Here is an 18,049-nt window from a genome sequence, read left to right as displayed (position 1 = left end):
AAAACCGATCGGCAAAAGCTATCTTTTTCTCGCCAGCAGCAGTCCGTCGCCAATCGGCACCAGGCTGATGTCCACCCGCTGGTCGGCCAACAATTTTTGATTAAAGGCGCGAATGGCACAGGTGTCTTCATCCTGTTTGTCGGGATCGATTACCGAGCCGCCCCACAGCACGTTGTCCACAGCAATCAGACCGCCCTGGCGCAACAGCGCCAGGCAGTGTTCGTAGTAAGCGTCGTAACCCGCTTTATCGGCATCGATAAAGGCCATGTCAAAACGCCCGGCGGCACCGTCCTTGCGCAGGGTTTTCAGGGTCTCGATTGCCGGGGCCAGATGCAGGTCTATTTTGCTGCTCACACCGGCCTCGCTCCAGTAGCGCTGGGCAATATTGGTATATTCTTCACTGACATCACAGGCCAGCAAACGGCCATTCTCGGGCAGCGCCAGCGCCATTGCCAGGGAGCTGTAACCGGTGTAGACCCCCACTTCAATGATGTGCCGGGCACCGCACAAATGCACCAGTAAAGCCATGAACTGTCCCTGTTCCGGCGCAATCTGCATGTTGGCGGTGGAGAGTGTCGCCGTTTCCTCACGCAATGCCTTCAGCACGTCTGGCTCCCGCAGGGAGGCATCCAGCAGGTATTGATGAAGTGCGTCTGTGAGACTGATGGTTTGATTGGACATCGTCGCTCTCTCCCCTTCGTTGCAAGAAATATTTTTTCCGGAGCGGGATGCTCAGTGCTGCTTTTCTTCCGCGTCCGTCGATACCCTGTTATCCGCTTTTATCGATACAGGGGCACCGTCACCGGAACCGAGCATCACACCCATCCAGTAGGTATCGGGGTCATTTTCCAGGGCAATCTTGACCATGATAGTCAGCGGAATGGACAGCAACATGCCCACCGGGCCAAGCACCCAACCCCAGAACACCAATGAAAGAAATACCACCAGGGGCGACAGATTGAGCCCCCGGCCCATGATTCTCGGCTCGAGAAAATTGCCCACCAGCACATTCACCACGAGAAAGCCGAGGGCGGTGAGTCCCGCAAACAGCGGATTCAGTTGGACCAGAGCCAGCAGCACCGGTGGCACCGCCGCGATAATGGAGCCGATATTCGGCACAAAGTTGAGCAGAAACGCCAACAACCCCCACATCACCGGGTAATCCAGCCCGAGAATCCACAACCAGATCATCACCAGTATCCCGGTGAGCAGGCTCAACAGCGATTTGATGCCCAGATAGCTGTTAACGCTGTCGGTAAACTTTTGCATGGTGTCACGACTGGCACCGTTGTCCTTTCTGGCCAGCTGCAGTTTTTCACTAAAGCCCACCTGTTCCGCGAGGATAAAGATCACGGTCAGCAGAATCAGAAAGGCATTGGTCATGGCATTGCCCAATGAGCTCAGAGTGTTGCCAGCCAACTGCATGACCTTGCCGGGATCGAAGCTGTTGCGCATCTGTTCCATGTCCAGCTTGACCCCGTGCTCCCCCAGCCAGGTCAGCAGTCCACCGCTCAGCTGTTGCAGCCCCGCCTGGTAGGCTGGCAGGTTTTTACGGAAATCATTGATGGACGAACCCACCAGAATACCAATCAGCCAGCCAATCAATACCACCAGGGCAATGATCAGGCAGATCGCTACCACATTTGGCACCCGGTGATCTTTCAGCCAGGCCAGCAGCGGCGAAAAAATCAGCGCAATGAATACCGATAACAGAAACGGCACCAACACGGTTTCCGCTGCCTTGAGACCGGCGACCACCACCACGAAGGCAGCCGCAGTCAGCAATCCCTTGGCCATGGGTGATAATTCTCCGCTCATCATTGATCCCTCTTGAGTTCATCAAGCAACTGCTTCACTTCGTCAATACCCTTTCTGGTCAACAGAAACCCCGTGCCGCCGACATACTCGCGCTGATCGATGTCGACACATTGCTGACGAATCATTTCAAGGCGCTCATTATGTCGGATTGGCACGCCCAGAAATACCTGCCAGTCGGAATCGGTGGCACGCCCTTCCACCATCAGGGTGAGCAAGGCTTCCAGGTTCTCCTGTTTCAGCAGATAGTAAGGGGTACCAAAACGCACAAAAACCACCAGGGCTACCAGCACTAGGGCAAATGTCAGCAATATCGTTAGCAGCAGGGTCACGGTAGCACCAACAGCTTGAATGCCACCAGCAGAGTTACCGCGATAATTACCGGCTGAACCAGCGCTGAGCCGCGGCTGATAACCAGATTGGAACCCAGCCGCGCGCCAACCACCTGTGCCAAGGACATGGCAATCGCCAAGGACCAGACCACATGACCACCGACTATAAATATCACGGCCGACACGCCGTTCACCGAAAGGACCATCGCTTTGGTCTGAGCCGTGGCTTTACGCAAACCATAGCCCAGCAGCCAAACCAGTAGAAACGGGAAAATCGATCCCATCCCCGGGCCAAAAAAACCGCCATAAAATCCCATTAAGGGTGCGGCAGTACAGGCAAACTGTGCCGGGGACAGACGAGACTGGCGGTTTTCGTCGGTCATTTTCGGCGCCAGCAGGAAATACAGGCCAATGGCAATCAACAAGACCGGCAGCAACAGTGCCAGTAATTCGTTGCCCACACTGAGTGCTGTCCAGGTGCCCAGGCAGGCACCCAGCAGCGCTGTCACAAAGGATGGCAACAATGGTCTCAGTTCCAGGTGCCCCTTGCGAAAAAAATTCCAGGCCGAGGAGAGTGTACCCAGCGTGCTCTGCACCTTGTTGGTTGCCAGGGCAGTAATGGGCGGCAGCCCTGCCCAGAGCAGGGCCGGCAAAGTCAGCATGCCACCCGCACCGGCCATGGAGGAAATAAAACCGGCCACAAAAGCGATGGCAGTGAGCAATAGAAAAACCGACAGGTCAGGCAACGCTGGCGTTACCTGCCGGATCGGAATCGGCAGGCCCTCGGGTTATTGATATCGGCTTTCGTCCGGATAATGGCATCAGGTTGTCTTGAATTGATCGAGCTCGGCCCTCAGCTCGGCAATTTTTTCCGGACCGACCGGCTCACTGGCAGGCAGCTTTTCCAACTCACCAACCAGATGTTTCAATCGCTGCAAACGCAATTGCAGGATATCAAAGCTCCGGTTGATCTCCTCCGCCTCGGGCTGAAAAACATCCCGCTTACGCAAACGAATTCTGGCCGTAAAATCGCCGCTTGCCAGCGCTTCTGCCTGGCGAACCAGCACAAAGACCGGGCCGGCAATACGATTACTCGACACCAGGCTGCCCCACCAGACACCGCCGATCAGCAGTACTTCCAACGCCGCCACCAGCAGAATATTCCAGCCCCCGAGCAGCAGGCCCGGCGGGCCGGCAAGCAGGGCATGGGCGATAATGGTCAGATTGACCAACAGCACGGCGACTGCGGCTGCGAGCAGTGCATACTGGTACTGAAACCGGCTGTTGATGACGACCGTTTTGCGGCGGTTATCCATGGCATTTCCCCATCCGTTCGATGGCACTCAGACTATTACAACCGGTGATGACGGGCAATGGCCAGGGGTTGCTCAAAAATGACGACCGATCGTTCAAAAAGCCCCATCCGGCAATCGATCAGAGCTCCCGGGTGGCCCTGAAGTCAATCTCTGGATAGCGCTCGACGGTCAGTGACAGATTGACCCGGGTAGACGCCAGATAGGTGAGATGGCCTCCGCCGTCCACTGCAATGCCCTCCGGCACCTTGCGCTTCAGCTCGTCAATTTTTTTCTTGTCGTCGGATTCAATCCAGCGCGCCGTATATACATTGACCGGTTCATAGACCGCTTCCACCCCGTATTCGTCCTTGAGACGGTAGGTCACCACATCGAACTGTAACTGGCCCACCGCGCCAACCACGATATCGTTACTCTGGATCGGGAAGAATACCTGGGTGCTGCCCTCTTCCGACAACTGTTGCAGGCCTTTCTGAAGCTGCTTCATCTTCATCGGATCGCGCAGACGGATACGCCGGAACAGTTCCGGTGCAAAATGGGGGATGCCGGTAAATTTAAGATCTTCGCCCGCGGTGAAAGTATCACCGATCTGGATGGTGCCGTGATTGTGCAGACCGATAATATCCCCGGCCACCGCCTCTTCCACGGCAATTCGCTCGCCAGCCTTGAAGCCCACCGCGTCGGCAATGCGGACTTCCTTGCCCAGCCGCACGTGGCGCATCTTCATGCCCTGGGTATATTTACCGGAACAGAGCCGCATGAAAGCGATGCGATCCCGGTGCCTCGGGTCCATGTTCGCCTGAATCTTGAACACGAAGCCGGAGAACTGCTGCTCATCGGGTTCTACCACCCGCTCCACCGCACCGCGGGGTTGCGGCGGTGGCGCCCACTGCACGAAATGGTCCAGCATTTCCCGGACACCGAAATTGGACAGGGCGGTACCGAAGAACACCGGCGTCATTTGCCCGGCAAGAAACATCTCGAGATCGAACTGGTGGGTCGCACCGCGCACCAGCTCGATTTGCTCGCGGATATCATCCACGTAATAACCCAACAATTGCGTGGCCTCATCGGAGTCGATTCCCACAATCTGAATGTCCTCCGGAATGGTATGCCCCTGCCCCGGTCTAAACACGTGGATCGTATCGGTATAAAGGTTATACACGCCTTTGAAATCCGGCCCCATGCCAATCGGCCAGTTGATCGGTGCGCCGGTAATTTTCAACACCGCTTCAATTTCATCCAGCAAATCGACAGGGTCGCGAATGTCGCGATCCATTTTGTTGACAAAAGAAATGATCGGCGTGTCCCGCAGTCGGCAGACATCCATCAGTTTGATGGTCCGGGCTTCAACACCCTTGGCACCGTCAATCACCATCAGTGCCGAGTCCACCGCCGTGAGCGTGCGATAGGTATCCTCGGAAAAGTCTTCGTGGCCGGGGGTATCCAGCAGATTGACCATGGCGTCCCGATAGGGAAACTGCATCACCGACGAAGTGACGGAAATCCCGCGCTCCTTCTCCATCTGCATCCAGTCGGAAGTCGCCTGGCGATCGCCTTTTTTGCCTTTCACGGTACCCGCCACCTGAATCAGGTTGCCGAATAAAAGCAGCTTCTCGGTGATGGTGGTTTTGCCGGCGTCGGGGTGCGAGATGATAGCAAACGTGCGCCTCTTATTGATTTCATTGGATAAACTGCTATCACCCATACTGCTTGATTCCTGCCTGTGACCGGTTAATAAACGCGTTTTCTAAACAATAAAAAGCTCCCCATTGTATCTGAATGCCCCTCCGCTATAAACGAAAGGGGTGATAAATTGAGCAGCGGAATAACAGGGTTTTCAAACTGGCCAGCCGTTACAGTTTTCAGACAATAACCATCACACTTGGCACCCGGTCATTCCCGGGGCAAGTCAAAACATCATCCAGAGACATCAACTTTTTACCACGGGGTCCGGCACCAGGCTGATCTGCATCAAAAGTTTGTCAAACAGCCACAATCAATAAGCCTGCTGGCTGTCTACGGGCAAAAAAACGCCCCTTCGGACGATGAATCAATTGATCATTTCTGGTAAAGTCGCCCACCTTCCCGCCGGATCGCACGCGCCAGCGGCGCACCCTGGAAGAACCCCGCAAGACCCCAACCACTATTGCCACATATGCCGAGGTATTCCTGAACATGACACGGACCGCTTGCGTCAAATCACTGCTATTCAGCCTGTTGCTCTTTTTCCTTCCCAACGCTGCCTTTGCCGCCGCGGGCCCTATCGACCTAACCGGCACAACGACCGGCCTGGTGGCCCTGGTGGTTTTTACACTGGCTTACATTCTGGTGATGGGTGAAGAAAAACTGCATTTGCGCAAGTCGAAACCCGTGCTGGTTGCCGCAGGCATTATCTGGGTATTGATCGGTATCAGCTATGTTGCCAACGGCATGCCAGATGAGGCAGGGGATGCATTTCGTCATACCCTGTTGGAGTTCAGCGAACTGATGCTGTTCCTGCTGGTGGCGATGACCTATATCAACGCTCTGGAGGAGCGCCGCGTTTTTGATGCACTGCGGGCCTGGTTGGTACGCAAAGGCTTCAGTTACAGGTCGCTGTTCTGGATAACCGGCGGCCTGGCATTTGTTATTTCTCCGATTGCGGATAACCTCACAACAGCCCTGCTGATGTGCGCGGTGGTCATGAAGGTCGCCGAGGGTAACGGCCGCTTCATCAATTTATGCTGTATCAATATTGTGATTGCCGCCAACGCCGGCGGGGCCTTCAGTCCCTTTGGCGACATTACCACCCTGATGGTCTGGCAAGCGGGCATTGTCAAATTCAATGAATTCTTTACCCTGCTAATCCCATCCTTGGTGAACTACCTGATCCCCGCAATCATCATGAGTTTTTTTGTGCAACAGCACAAACCCGACACCGTCTATGAAGCAGTGGAAATGAAGCGTGGCGCACGCCGCATTATCGCCCTGTTCCTGCTCACCATAGCCTCTGCCGTGGCTTGCCACAGTCTGCTGCATTTGCCGCCGGTGCTGGGCATGATGACCGGCCTGGGCTATCTGCAGTTTTTTGGTTATTTTCTGCGCCGCACACTGCCCAGATCCCTGGAGAACAAGAGAGCAGTGGCCTTGCAGCAAGGTGACCAGGAAGCGCTCAATCGCCTCGGCGGGGTCGTGCCGTTTGATGTGTTCAGCAGGGTCGCTCGAGCAGAGTGGGACACGCTGCTGTTTTTCTATGGCGTCGTGGTCTGTGTCGGCGGACTGGGCTATATGGGTTACCTGCATATGCTGTCTACGACGCTGTATACCGATCTGGGCGCAACCTACGCAAACATCTCTCTCGGGCTCGCCTCTGCCGTTATCGACAACATTCCAGTGATGTTTGCCGTACTGACCATGGAACCTGAAATGAGCCACGGCCACTGGCTGCTGATCACGCTTACCGCCGGTGTCGGGGGCAGTGTGCTGTCGATTGGTTCGGCGGCCGGAGTGGCATTAATGGGACAGGCCCGGGGCTACTATACGTTCATGGGTCACCTGAAATGGGCACCGGTAATTCTGCTCGGCTACGCGGCCAGCATTGCCGCCCATATGTGGTTGAACGCAGGCAGCTTTCACGTGATGGGATAACCCACCTGTCGAGGACTATGGTCGACAACCGCCTACCTGAAATGGCGAATGGATTCGCTTTCGCGAGGTTCACTTACACGAGGAAGGATCTACCATACCCTCCGGCCCTGAGGACCCGCTGGGCCGGAGGGGCTTCCGGGACTGTCTGACAAGATTCCGGGTGAAACCGGGTTGGTACCGCTGACGCATTGCTGTCCGGCAAGCAGGCAACACAGGCATTGCCAATGCCTGACAGAACGCTATAATGCGCGCCCGCTTCGAACCAGGCCAGCCAATGCGTTTTAATCAGATACCCACGCCACCCTGACATTACGCTTATCAGTCATCTGCACACGCTATACCCGGGGCGATATTAGCCCATTTCACTCAGAGAAATACCGAGCACTGCGCTTTTCAGGCGGCTGGCAAACCACCACCGCCCCTCTGTTTCTTGAAAACTTTGATCCCGAATAGTGGGTAGAGCCATTTTGCCTCCCTCAGGAATGAGCTATCCCAAAAAAGAACTATCCCGAAAAAACACCAGGAATTATTGTTATGTTATTTCACTCCACCCGCCAACAATGGCTGGGCAACATCCGCGCTGACCTGTTGGCCGGGATTGTGGTTGCCCTGGCCCTGATTCCCGAAGCGATTGCCTTTTCCATTATTGCCGGGGTTGATCCCAAGGTGGGGCTCTACGCCTCGTTCTGTATCGCCATGATCATTTCCATTGTCGGCGGTCGACCCGGCATGATCTCGGCCGCCACCGGGGCCATGGCGCTGTTGATGGTGACACTGGTAAAGGAACACGGCCTGGAGTATCTGCTGGCGGCGACGCTGTTGACCGGGGTGCTGCAAATTGCCGCCGGTTACCTGAAACTCGGCAACCTGATGAGTTTTGTTTCGCGCTCGGTGGTGACCGGATTTGTGAATGCGCTGGCTATTTTGATTTTTATGGCGCAATTGCCGGAGCTGACTAACGTCACCTGGCACGTTTATGCGATGACCGCTGCCGGTCTGGGTATTATCTACCTGTTCCCGCTGCTGCCGGTGATCGGCAAAACGATCCCCTCACCCCTGATCTGTATTGTGGTGCTGACGGGTGTCGCCCTGTTGATTGGCCTGGATATCCGCACGGTGGGCGATATGGGTCAATTACCCGATACGCTGCCGATCTTTCTCTGGCCGGATGTCCCTCTCAATCTGGACACCCTGATAATTGTGCTGCCCTACGCTGTTTCTCTGGCGGTGGTGGGCCTGCTGGAATCGATGATGACCGCCACCATTGTGGACGACCTCACTGATACCCCGAGTGACAAAAACCGCGAGTGCAAGGGCCAGGGCATCGCCAATATCGGCGCGGGTCTGCTGGGCGGCATGGCGGGCTGTGCAATGATTGGCCAGTCGGTAATCAATATAAAATCCGGTGGCCGCGGCCGCCTGTCCACACTCACTGCGGGGGCATTTCTGATTGTCATGGTGGTGTTTCTCGGCCCCTGGCTGTCCCTTATTCCCATGGCGGCACTGGTAGCCGTGATGATTATGGTGTCTATCGGCACTTTTAGTTGGCAGTCAATTACCGACCTGAAGAAGCATCCGATCTCTACCAATATCGTGATGGTGGCTACTGTCGTGGTAGTTGTGGCCACCCACAATCTCGCCTATGGTGTGCTGGTCGGGGTGTTGCTGGCATCACTGTTTTTCGCCAACAAGGTCAGCCATTTCATGTATGTGACCTCGGCACTGGATGACCAGACCAGCACTCGCACCTATCGGGTGGTGGGTCAGGTATTTTTCAACTCAGCCGATAAATTCAATGCCTGTTTCGATTTCAGGGAAGCGCTGGACAAGGTCATCATCGACCTGAGCCGTGCCCACTTCTGGGATATTTCGGCAGTATCTGCACTGGACAAGGTGGTGATCAAATTCCGCCGCGATGGTGCTGAAGTGGAACTGATTGGCCTCAATGACGCCACAACCACCATCGTCGACCGCTTTGGTGTGTTTGACAAGCCGGAAGAAATCGACAAGGTACTCGGGGGACATTAATGAATAACAATAATCACAGAAGTACCATTCTGGCCTGTATTGACGGCTCCATTTATCGGGAATCCGTCACGGATTACGCCAGCTGGGTAGCTCAAAAACTCGGCGCACCACTGAAGCTGTTGCACAATATCGAGCACCGTGAGACCCCGCCACTGATGGACCTCAGCGGCAGTATCGGCCTCGGCAGCCGGGAGGAATTGCTGGAGGAACTCACCAGCATGGAAGAACGCCGCAGCAAGATTCTACTGGAGCAGGGCAAGCTGATGTTGCAAAGTGCCCACCAGCGCGCAATAGCGATGGGCAGCAGCGCGCCGGAAACCCTGCAGCGCCACGGCAGCCTGGAAGAAACCCTGATGGAAATGGAAGAAGAAATCCGGGTACTGGTGGTGGGCGTTCGCGGTGAGGAGCACGAGCATCAGGAAAAACAATTGGGTGCTCACCTGGAAAGCCTGATTCGCGCCATGCACCGCCCCGTACTGGTGGTCAACCGGCCGTTCGAGCAGCCACCACAGCGCATCATGATTGCCTATGACGGCAACGAGGCCTCCCGCAAGGCACTGGATATGGTGAGCCTCAGCCCCCTTTACCGGGGACTGACCTGCCACATCGTGCATGTCAGCGATTCAGCGGATATTCCCTCCGCACAATTGGAAGAAGCTGCTGCCACATTGCAGGGTGCCGGGCTGGAAGTCGTCTCCACCGGCTTGCAAGGCAATGTTCAGCCACAACTCGAGCAATATTGCCGGGAAAACAACATCGAATTGATTGTCATGGGTGCCTTCGGCCAGAGCCGTATACGTGAACTGCTGTTTGGCAGTGTGACCCAACGGATGCTGATCAATTCAAAAATTCCGCTGTTGTTGCTGCGTTGAGCCATTGATCAGGCCACGCTGCTGTCGGTAGCGTCGTTATCGGGAAACATCACGACAACGGTGGTCCCCCTTCCCGGCTCGCTGTCGATCTCGATCTGCCAGTTAAAGCGATCGCAGATGCGCTTCACCAGGTTAAGCCCCATACCGGTGCCCGAGGGCTTGGTGGTGTAGCTGCGATCAAACACGTGGGGCAACTGATCGCCGGGGATTCCCGCTCCGGTATCGGCGATGGTCAGGCGGCTGTCCTTCAGCGCGACCCGGATGCGACCTCCTTCACTGTGCTCAATGGCATTGAGCAGGATGTTGTTGAGGGTAATCTTGACGATGCTTGCCGGCACATCCAGTAACATTGGCGAAGATGCCTCAACCAGCACTTCAATAGCCGCTGCGGCGATTCTGTCCCGGTAGTCATCTACAACCTCCTCCAGCAAGTCTGGAAGGTTGACCGGCTCGCCCCGATTGATGCCGCTGCCCCCCTCCCGGGACAGGAACAGGGTGGCCTCGATAAAGGCCTGCATCTCACCGCAGGCGCGCCTGATACGCCCCAGAGCGCGCTCCGCCACCGGCGAATCCACATTGGCGTCGAGCACGTCCACCGCCCCCAGCATCACCGACAGAGGCGTGCGCAGTTCGTGGCTGGCCGAGGCGGTAAAGGATCGCTCCCGCTCCACAAACTGATCCAGGCGTGCGGAATAGTTGTCAAATGCCGAGGCGATCTGGCCGATTTCACTGCCCCGAAATTCCCCGGCAATACGCACCCCGCGGTCCCCCGGTTCGATATTGGTCAGGCGGGCGGTCAGCGCCTTCACCGGCGACAGAATAACCCGAGAGGAACGATTGGCCATCAGCACGGCTACGATCAACACCACCACCAGGCCGTAAAACAGGGTTGCCAGCAACGCGTGCTCCTGCTGCTCCCATTCAGTGACATCGTAGCTCAGGTAGACCTTGCCCTCGGGAATCTGCTCAATTTGCAGATGGTAGAAGCGGTCATCAATATTAATGCTGTGATAGGAACCCGGGGGCAGTTGCCGTATGGACTCCGGCAACCTGGCCACACCCTCACCCCGGTAGAAACGCCATTCATTGAACAGTGCATGGGACAATATTTCTGCCGACGCCGGTTCGTTGATCAGAATGTCCAGGTGCTCGTGCACCAGTCGCCCAAAGGTGGTTTCCTCAAGTCGTTGCTTGATCAACAGCAGGCATCCGGCAAACAGGGTACTGACCACCGTGACGATAATGACGGTGGTAAAAATAATGCGGCGCTTGAGGCTATTCCTGTACATGTGACGATACCCTGCTCGGCGAGAGTGAAAGTGAGAGCGAAGCGGTCAGGTGTCCGACAGCCGGTAGCCGACCCCGTGAACCGTGTGCAGCAGCTTTCTTTCGAACGGCTTGTCGATGATGTTGCGCAGACTGTAGATATGGGTGCGCAACACGTCATTGTCGGGGGGCAGGTCGCCCCAGATCAATTCCTCCAACCGGTCCCGCTTGACCACCGCCGGGCTGCTTTTCATCAGCAGTTCCAGCAATTTGCGCTGGGTGGGGTTGAGCTCCAGCGACATACCGGCGCGGCTCGCCTGCAGGGTCTGCTGGTTGAAGGACAGGTCGGCCACCTGTAGAACCGCTCCATCACCGAAGTGGTGAACACGCTTGATCAGCGCGTGGAGCCGCGCCTCCAACTCCTTGACGGAAAAGGGTTTCACCAGATAGTCGTCGGCACCGGATTGAAACCCGGCCAGTTTGTCATCGAGTTGGTCCCGGGCGGTCAGCATCAGCACCGGGGTAGCCCGGTGGGCCTCACGCAATTTCTGGCAGACGGTCATTCCGTCCATGCGCGGTAGCATCAGGTCCAGCACGATCACATCGAAGTCGTGGTCGAGGGCCAGCTGCAGCCCGAGCCTACCGTCGGCGGCGAAGTCCAGACTGTGCCCCCGGGGTTCGAGGTAATCGGCAATGTTCTCTGCAATATCCCTGTTGTCTTCTACCACCAGTATGTTCATCGTTCCTCCCGCCCAGGCCGATTCCCGCCATCATAGCGGGTTTGGTTATCGATACCGTCAGTATCCCCATCCCTTTGCCAAAAAGTTGTCAAAAGCGGGGCTCATATAGACATAATTTTGACAAGCATCCCCCTAACATTCCCGACAGATTCACTGACAGGAATGACAAGGCCGTGAAACGCTCCCAACGACATCCCTTTCGCAACAGACTGTCCCTGGGTCTCGGCCTGGCGGTGCTGCTCTTAGCCCCCGGGACAATGGCAGAATCGCCGGAACACGCCATCCTGCAAAGCAGCGACTCCCTCGACTATGCCGAGGTGTTTCGAGCCGCCATGGAGCAGGCCCCGGAACAGTCTTTGGGCAACGCCTACCGCGATCAGGCCTCGGCCCAACAACATTTTGCCGGCGACTGGCTGGCCAATCGTCCCAGGGCAACCGCCGGTTACTGGGATGACCAGCAGACGGACAACCAGGGCATGCGGGAAATGGAGGCCGGTGTGGAAATGGATCTGTGGCGCTGGGGACAGCGCCGGGACAATGCCAACCTGGGCGACCAATACCGGCAGGCCAGCGACAGCTGGCAGGAATACCTGACCCTGAAAACCGCCGGGCTGGTGCGCCAGAGCCTGCACGAACTCAGTCGCACCGACATCGCCTTCGCCCAGGCTCGCCGGGCACTGGATGACACCCGAGAACTGCTCAGGATCAGCGAAACCCTCCACAATACCGGCAGCATCGCCAGATCCGCGCTGATGCAAAGCCGGGGACTGGTGCTGGAGGCTGAGCAGCGGTTGCTGGACAGTGAGGCGGCGCTGGTGGACGCCCAACGCAATTACCAGATAGTCACCGGTCTTCATCTGCGCCCGTCAGCGGCCTTCTCGGAAGAACGCAGCCAACGACAGGCCATCGACTCCGGGCACCCTCTGCTGGGCTTCCTGCAGGATCAGGCGGAAAGCCGACAACTGCAGGCGCAACTGGCGCGACACGATAGCGCCGGCAACCCCACCCTGTTCATGGGCATGCGCCGGGAGCGCGGGAGCAGTGGCGAGGAGGATATCGACAGTCTCGGCATCGCCATCACCATGCCTTTCGGCGGTGGCAACTATATTTCCGCAAAAAGCAGTGCCGCGCGCCTCGCCGCCACGGAAGCGGAAGTCCGTGTCATACAGGCCCACCGACAGTTGCAACAACAACTGCACGAAGTAGAGCACCAGCTGGAATCCACCCGCCGTTCCCTTGAGCTGGGCAGGGAGCAGCAGGCACTGCATCGCCAGCACTGGCAGATGGCAAAAAAAGCCTTCTCCCTGGGCGAAACCGACATTTTGCCCGCCATTCAAGCCCTGCAGCGGTACCGGGAGAGTCGCCTGCGATACCAACTGACCGAGCTGGATCAGCAGCGACTGGTCTCCGAATTCAACCAAACCGTTGGAGTACTGCCATGAAATCCCCCAAGGAACCGTCGGAACTGACCACCAATCGGTTCTCTTTCGCCCTGCCACTGGCCCTGTCCCTGGCACTGATGACCGGTGGCAAGGTGAACGCAGAGGAAGCAGAAGCCATCCCCCTGAGCCGGGATGAAGCGGTCCGCATGAAGCTGGTTTTCCAACCCGCCCGCAGCGCCGACTTACGCGACGGCAACAGCATACCCGCGACGGTCATCAACTCCCCCGAACACAGCGCCCAGGCCATTGCTCTCTACAGCGGCACCCTGACTCGCTGGCACCGGGTTCCGGGGGATGCTGTCAGCGCCGGACAACCCATCGCCACCCTGAGTAGTCCAGGCCTGATGGCCGTGGAGGAATCCTGGCTGAAAGCCCACCACGACCTGGAACAGGCCCGCTATGAATTCGACCGTGATAACGAACTGTTCAAGGAGGGCATCATCGCCAGGCAGCGGCTACAACAGACCCGACGCCGTCTACAGCAGGTGGAATTCACCCTGGCATCCCACCGGCAACAACTCACCAGGGCCGGGTTTACTGACACAGACCTGGCCCAGCTGCCCAGCGGCAAGCGGCAACCCGGTGAATACCCGATCAAGTCTCCGGCTGCAGGAAAACTCAGTGAACGCCTGTTCAATGCCGGACAGGCGGTGCCCGCCAACACCCCGGTCGCCACCCTGCAGGCGGACTCCGAGCTATGGCTCGAAGCCGCTGTACCCGCAGTGCTGGCAGCAAGCCTGGAAGTGGGTGACCGTCTGCAACTGACTGACACAGACAGAACGGCGATCCTCAAATACAAGAATGCCGCCGTAAACCCCACCACCCAGATGGTGGATATCATGGCGGCCCTGGAACAACCACAGACCTCTCTGCCGGGCCAGACCCTGATGCTGACCCTGCCGCCCCTGGCCCGGGGTGTGCTGGTGCCCGCTGCAGCGGTAACCCATTCCGGCAACGCCACCACAATCTATGTGCGCAGTGAAAATGGCGTTGAAGCTCGAGCCGTCGCTCTGTTACCCATGGGCAATCACTACCTGGCTACTGGAGGCATTTTCCCCGGCGAAGAGCTGGTGGTGGAGGGCACAGCCCTGCTGAAAGGTATCCAGTTGGGACTCGGAGGCGGCGAATAATGTTGAGTCGCCTGATTCAGTTTTCCCTCAGCCAGCGATTGTTGATCGGCTTACTGACTCTGCTGCTGATCGGTTTCGGCAGCCGTGCCATGCTGAACCTGCCCATCGATGCTTTTCCGGATATCTCACCCACCCAGGTAAAACTGATTATCAAATCGCCGGGCATGACACCGGAAGAAGTGGAATCACTGATCACCCAGCCCATCGAAGTGGAACTGCTCGGCATCCCCGACCAGACAGTGCTGCGCTCCATTTCCAAATACGCCCTCAGCGCCATCACCCTGGACTTCGCCGAGGGAACAGACATCTACTGGGCCCGCCAGCAGGTCACCGAGCGGTTGAACAATATCTGGAGCGATCTGCCCGGCAATATCAGCGGGGGACTGGCCCCCATGAGCACACCGCTCAGTGACATGTTCATGTTCACCGTGGACAACGACAATCTCTCCCTGCAACAGCGGCGCTACCTGCTGGACTGGACCATCCGCCCCGCTCTGCGCACGGTGCCCGGCGTGGCCGACGTGAACGCGCTGGGTGGTTTTGTCAAAACCTATGAGGTGGCACCGCGCCGGGAGGCAATGGCTCAGATGCAGGTAACCAACGCCGATATCGTCGCCGCCCTGCAGGCCAACAACCGTAACGATGGGGCTGGCCGACTGGATCAGGGCGAGGAAGCCATCCTGGTACGAGTGGCCGGTGCCCTCACCTCCCTGGAGGATCTGGCGGCCATTCGCCTCGACAACGCCCTCGGCCAGTCCATTCCCCTCAGCCAGATTGCCGACATTTCCCTAGGCAGCCTGGAGCGCTACGGCTCAGTCACCGCCAATGGCGAGGGAGAAGTGGTACAGGGGCTGGTGATCGGCCTGAGCGGGGCCAACGCCAGAAACGTAGTGGACGGCGTGCAGGACAAACTGGCAGAACTGCAAACCAGCCTGCCGGAGGGGACTGCCATCAATGTATTCTACGACCGCAGCGTGCTGATCGAGCGGGCGGTGGGTACAGTGAGCCTGGCGCTGCTGGAAGCGGTGGTGCTGGTGGTGATCCTGTTGGTGCTATTCCTCGGCAACTGGCGCGCCGCGGTGACTGTCTCGATGATTTTGCCCCTGTCGGCGCTGTTCACCTTTTTCATGATGGGCCGCATGGGCATGTCCGCCAACCTGATGAGCCTCGGCGGCCTGGTGATTGCCATCGGCATGTTGGTGGACTCCGCCATCGTTATTGTCGAGAACATTGTCTCGGCACTGTCCCGACAAGAGGGCCAACAGCAGGCGCGACAGAAAAACGGCGGCACGCCCCTACCCCGCCTGCACATCATTTACCGGGCAGTAAAGGATGTGGCGGTGCCGGTCACCTCCGGTGTCGCCATCATCGTCATCGTGTTTCTGCCACTGCTGACCCTGCAGGGGCTGGAGGGCAAACTGTTCGGCCCGGTGACCCTGACCATCGTGTTCGCTCTGCTGGGATCCCTGGCGCTGTCTCTCACCGCCATCCCGGTGCTGGCATCCTTCATGATCCGCAAGGGCAGCGAACGCGAGCCCTGGCTCAGCCGCCAGTTGCTGCGAGCCTATGAACCACTGCTGGACAAGGCACTTGCCAAACCCCGCTGGCTGGTGGGCGGTTCCGCCGCACTGCTGGTGGTATCGGTTTTGGTGTTCCCGCTGGTGGGCAAAACCTTCATGCCCACCATGGACGAGGGCGACATCATCGTGCAGTTGGAATCGATTCCCTCCATCAACCTGGAAAACAGTACCCGCATCGTCAAACAGGTGGAAAAGGAACTGCTGAGTCATGTGCCGGAAATTCAGCGCATCGTCTCCCGCAGCGGCTCTGATGAAATTGGCATGGACCCCATGGGCCTCAACGAAACCGACGTGTTCCTGCAACTGAAACCGATGGCGGAATGGCAGGCCGACAGCAAGGCGGAAATCGAGCAGAAACTGCGCGCGGTACTGGAGCGCTTCCCCGGCATCAACTACGGCTTCACCCAGCCCATCGACATGCGCGTCTCGGAGATGCTCACCGGCTCGCGGGGTGACATCGCCATCAAGGTGTTCGGCCCGGATCTGGCCACATTAAACCAACTGACCCAGGCTATTTCCACGCGGGTGGAGACCATCGACGGCGCCGTGGATACCACCGCCACCATTAACGAGGGTGCCCAGTACCTGCAGGTGACCGTCAATCGCCAACGGGCCGGCATGCTGGGCATCGACGTGGAAGCCCTGCAGAACCGCCTGCGGGCGGAGATCGAGGGGCTGCCCCTGGGCAACATTATCGAACACACCGCCCGGGTGCCATTGATGCTGCGCTATCACAAATCCCAGGGGGACGGCGTGATGCAACTGCAACAGAGCCGTATTAACCTGGCCAATGGCAGCACCATTCCTCTCGCAGAGCTGGCAGATATCCGCCGCATCGAAGGACCGGTTGGGATTTCCCGCGAGTCCGGCCAGCGCTTTGCAGTGATACGCACCAATGTGGAGGGCCGCGATCTGGTGGGCTTCGTCGATGAGGCCAAGGCCGCCATCGCCGCAGATATCGATCTGCCCCAGAGCTATTCCCTGGCCTGGGGTGGCCAGTTCGAGAATCAGCAGCGGGCGGCCGCCCGACTGGCACTGGTGGTGCCAGTCGCACTGGGCCTGATCGCCCTGCTGCTATTCATCACCTTCGGTTCCCTGAAACAGACCGCCATCATTCTCTCCAACATTCCCTTCGCGCTCACCGGCGGCCTGTTGGCCCTGTGGCTCACCGGCCAGTTCCTGTCGGTTCCCGCCTCGGTGGGTTTTATCGCCCTGCTCGGTATCGCGGTGATGAATGGCGTGGTGATGATGTCCCACTTCAATTACCTGCAAGCGAAGGGCCTGCCCATGGCCGATGTGGTGAAACAGGGCGCACTGCGGCGCTTGCGCCCGGTGATGATGACCGCCAGCACCTGCGCTTTTGGCCTGTTACCTCTATTGGCAGCCAGCGGGCCCGGTTCTGAATTACAAAAGCCCCTGGCCATCGTGGTGATTGGAGGGCTGATCAGCTCCACTCTGCTGACCCTGTTCCTGTTGCCGGTCATCTATCGGCGTTTTCACAGCACTGGCCACAACAACTTGTCAGGAGAAACCGTATGAACACCCTGCTGGTACTGAACATCACCCCCGAACTGGAAGAGGAGCTGGTGGACTACCTACTTTCACGGGAAGAGGTAGGCGGCTTTACCTCCTACCCGGTACACGGTCACGGTGAGCAGGGCCGTCTCTCCATTGCCGAACAGGTGAGCGGACGCCGGAAGCGGGTGCAGTTTGAAATCCTGTTGCCTGAGCCACAGGTGGATAATCTGATCGCCGGACTCGCCGAAGAAGTCGGCAAGGGTATTCATTACTGGCAATTATCAGTAATACGCAGCGGCCATTTATAACCCCCGAGGCACGTTAACCCCCCGTTAACCCCATCGTCCATACACTCTTGCTAACTGCCGCGTCGATCGGTGCGG

General features: G+C 57.8%; 15 protein-coding genes. 7 read left to right on the top strand and 8 right to left on the bottom strand.

The annotated features are described in order from the left end of the window. Positions 1-18 precede the first annotated feature (18 nt). From QZ516_RS03135 to QZ516_RS03110, 6 genes are all read right to left on the bottom strand, one after another. The gene (locus QZ516_RS03135; RefSeq protein ID WP_297186074.1) at positions 19-681 is read right to left on the bottom strand and encodes a class I SAM-dependent methyltransferase; all 663 of its coding nucleotides are present in this window, start codon (positions 679-681) and stop codon (positions 19-21) included. A 51-nt stretch (positions 682-732) separates the two neighbouring features. Beyond that, positions 733-1,821, bottom strand: coding sequence for an AI-2E family transporter (locus QZ516_RS03130; protein WP_297186071.1), 1,089 nt, complete (start codon positions 1,819-1,821; stop codon positions 733-735). Then, positions 1,818-2,147: a hypothetical protein gene (locus QZ516_RS03125; RefSeq protein ID WP_297186069.1), complete on the bottom strand. Its 330-nt coding sequence runs from the start codon at positions 2,145-2,147 to the stop codon at positions 1,818-1,820. Before QZ516_RS03125 ends, QZ516_RS03130 begins: the two co-directional genes overlap by 4 nt. Continuing rightward, complete coding sequence (locus QZ516_RS03120) at positions 2,144-2,893, bottom strand: TSUP family transporter (RefSeq protein ID WP_297186067.1); 750 nt, start codon at positions 2,891-2,893, stop codon at positions 2,144-2,146. The genes QZ516_RS03125 and QZ516_RS03120 overlap by 4 nt, the downstream gene beginning before the upstream one ends. A 75-nt stretch (positions 2,894-2,968) precedes the next feature. Then, positions 2,969-3,463: a hypothetical protein gene (locus tag QZ516_RS03115; RefSeq protein WP_297186064.1), complete on the bottom strand. Its 495-nt coding sequence runs from the start codon at positions 3,461-3,463 to the stop codon at positions 2,969-2,971. 118 nt (positions 3,464-3,581) lie between these two features. Then, positions 3,582-5,168 (bottom strand): peptide chain release factor 3, encoded by a 1,587-nt coding sequence (locus QZ516_RS03110; RefSeq protein WP_297186062.1) that lies wholly within the window; start codon positions 5,166-5,168, stop codon positions 3,582-3,584. Between the two features lie 470 nt (positions 5,169-5,638). Here QZ516_RS03110 and nhaD point away from each other — a divergent pair, with 470 nt between their 5' ends. The 3 genes from nhaD (at position 5,639) to QZ516_RS03095 (ending at position 9,990) form a co-directional block, all read left to right on the top strand. Next, the gene (gene nhaD / locus QZ516_RS03105; RefSeq protein ID WP_297186058.1) at positions 5,639-7,090 is read left to right on the top strand and encodes a sodium:proton antiporter NhaD; all 1,452 of its coding nucleotides are present in this window, start codon (positions 5,639-5,641) and stop codon (positions 7,088-7,090) included. 534 nt (positions 7,091-7,624) lie between these two features. Continuing rightward, complete coding sequence (locus tag QZ516_RS03100; protein WP_297186056.1) at positions 7,625-9,118, top strand: SulP family inorganic anion transporter; 1,494 nt, start codon at positions 7,625-7,627, stop codon at positions 9,116-9,118. Further along, entirely contained in the window at positions 9,118-9,990 is an 873-nt protein-coding gene (locus tag QZ516_RS03095) for a universal stress protein (protein ID WP_297186054.1), read from the top strand. The genes QZ516_RS03100 and QZ516_RS03095 overlap by 1 nt, the downstream gene beginning before the upstream one ends. A gap of 8 nt (positions 9,991-9,998) precedes the next feature. Here QZ516_RS03095 and QZ516_RS03090 read toward each other — a convergent pair whose 3' ends face one another. Together QZ516_RS03090 and QZ516_RS03085 are read right to left on the bottom strand one after the other, a co-directional pair. After that, complete coding sequence (locus tag QZ516_RS03090; protein ID WP_297186052.1) at positions 9,999-11,279, bottom strand: HAMP domain-containing sensor histidine kinase; 1,281 nt, start codon at positions 11,277-11,279, stop codon at positions 9,999-10,001. 45 nt (positions 11,280-11,324) lie between these two features. Continuing rightward, positions 11,325-11,996, bottom strand: coding sequence for a response regulator transcription factor (locus QZ516_RS03085; protein WP_297186051.1), 672 nt, complete (start codon positions 11,994-11,996; stop codon positions 11,325-11,327). Positions 11,997-12,169: 173 nt separating this feature from the next. Between QZ516_RS03085 and QZ516_RS03080 the strand changes: the two genes are divergently transcribed. The 4 genes from QZ516_RS03080 to QZ516_RS03065 are packed head-to-tail and all read left to right on the top strand — an operon-like array spanning position 12,170 to position 17,974. After that, positions 12,170-13,438, top strand: coding sequence for a TolC family protein (locus QZ516_RS03080; RefSeq protein ID WP_297186048.1), 1,269 nt, complete (start codon positions 12,170-12,172; stop codon positions 13,436-13,438). Further along, positions 13,435-14,568 carry an efflux RND transporter periplasmic adaptor subunit gene (locus QZ516_RS03075; protein ID WP_297186045.1) on the top strand — a complete coding sequence of 378 codons (1,134 nt, stop codon included), beginning with the start codon at positions 13,435-13,437 and terminating at the stop codon, positions 14,566-14,568. The genes QZ516_RS03080 and QZ516_RS03075 overlap by 4 nt, the downstream gene beginning before the upstream one ends. Beyond that, the gene (locus QZ516_RS03070; protein WP_297186043.1) at positions 14,568-17,687 is read left to right on the top strand and encodes a CusA/CzcA family heavy metal efflux RND transporter; all 3,120 of its coding nucleotides are present in this window, start codon (positions 14,568-14,570) and stop codon (positions 17,685-17,687) included. The genes QZ516_RS03075 and QZ516_RS03070 overlap by 1 nt, the downstream gene beginning before the upstream one ends. After that, the gene (locus QZ516_RS03065) at positions 17,684-17,974 is read left to right on the top strand and encodes a DUF3240 family protein (protein WP_297186040.1); all 291 of its coding nucleotides are present in this window, start codon (positions 17,684-17,686) and stop codon (positions 17,972-17,974) included. The genes QZ516_RS03070 and QZ516_RS03065 overlap by 4 nt, the downstream gene beginning before the upstream one ends. The last annotated feature ends 75 nt before the right edge of the window (positions 17,975-18,049 follow it).

The organism is uncultured Porticoccus sp. (genome assembly GCF_913061305.1).
Lineage (GTDB): Bacteria > Pseudomonadota > Gammaproteobacteria > Pseudomonadales > Porticoccaceae > Porticoccus.
This window is presented reverse-complemented; position numbering and strand designations above follow the sequence as displayed.

Excerpts from the sequence above, each read along its gene's own strand:
- QZ516_RS03075 (WP_297186045.1), top strand. The coding sequence starts at position 13,435 with ATGAAATCCCCCAAGGAACCGTCGGAACTGACCACCAATCGGTTCTCT.
- QZ516_RS03115 (WP_297186064.1), bottom strand. The coding sequence starts at position 3,463 with ATGGATAACCGCCGCAAAACGGTCGTCATCAACAGCCGGTTTCAGTAC.
- QZ516_RS03065 (WP_297186040.1), top strand. The coding sequence starts at position 17,684 with ATGAACACCCTGCTGGTACTGAACATCACCCCCGAACTGGAAGAGGAG.
- QZ516_RS03090 (WP_297186052.1), bottom strand. The coding sequence starts at position 11,279 with ATGTACAGGAATAGCCTCAAGCGCCGCATTATTTTTACCACCGTCATT.
- QZ516_RS03110 (WP_297186062.1), bottom strand. The coding sequence starts at position 5,168 with ATGGGTGATAGCAGTTTATCCAATGAAATCAATAAGAGGCGCACGTTT.
- QZ516_RS03130 (WP_297186071.1), bottom strand. The coding sequence starts at position 1,821 with ATGATGAGCGGAGAATTATCACCCATGGCCAAGGGATTGCTGACTGCG.
- QZ516_RS03100 (WP_297186056.1), top strand. The coding sequence starts at position 7,625 with ATGTTATTTCACTCCACCCGCCAACAATGGCTGGGCAACATCCGCGCT.
- QZ516_RS03085 (WP_297186051.1), bottom strand. The coding sequence starts at position 11,996 with ATGAACATACTGGTGGTAGAAGACAACAGGGATATTGCAGAGAACATT.
- QZ516_RS03095 (WP_297186054.1), top strand. The coding sequence starts at position 9,118 with ATGAATAACAATAATCACAGAAGTACCATTCTGGCCTGTATTGACGGC.
- QZ516_RS03070 (WP_297186043.1), top strand. The coding sequence starts at position 14,568 with ATGTTGAGTCGCCTGATTCAGTTTTCCCTCAGCCAGCGATTGTTGATC.
- QZ516_RS03135 (WP_297186074.1), bottom strand. The coding sequence starts at position 681 with ATGTCCAATCAAACCATCAGTCTCACAGACGCACTTCATCAATACCTG.
- nhaD (WP_297186058.1), top strand. The coding sequence starts at position 5,639 with ATGACACGGACCGCTTGCGTCAAATCACTGCTATTCAGCCTGTTGCTC.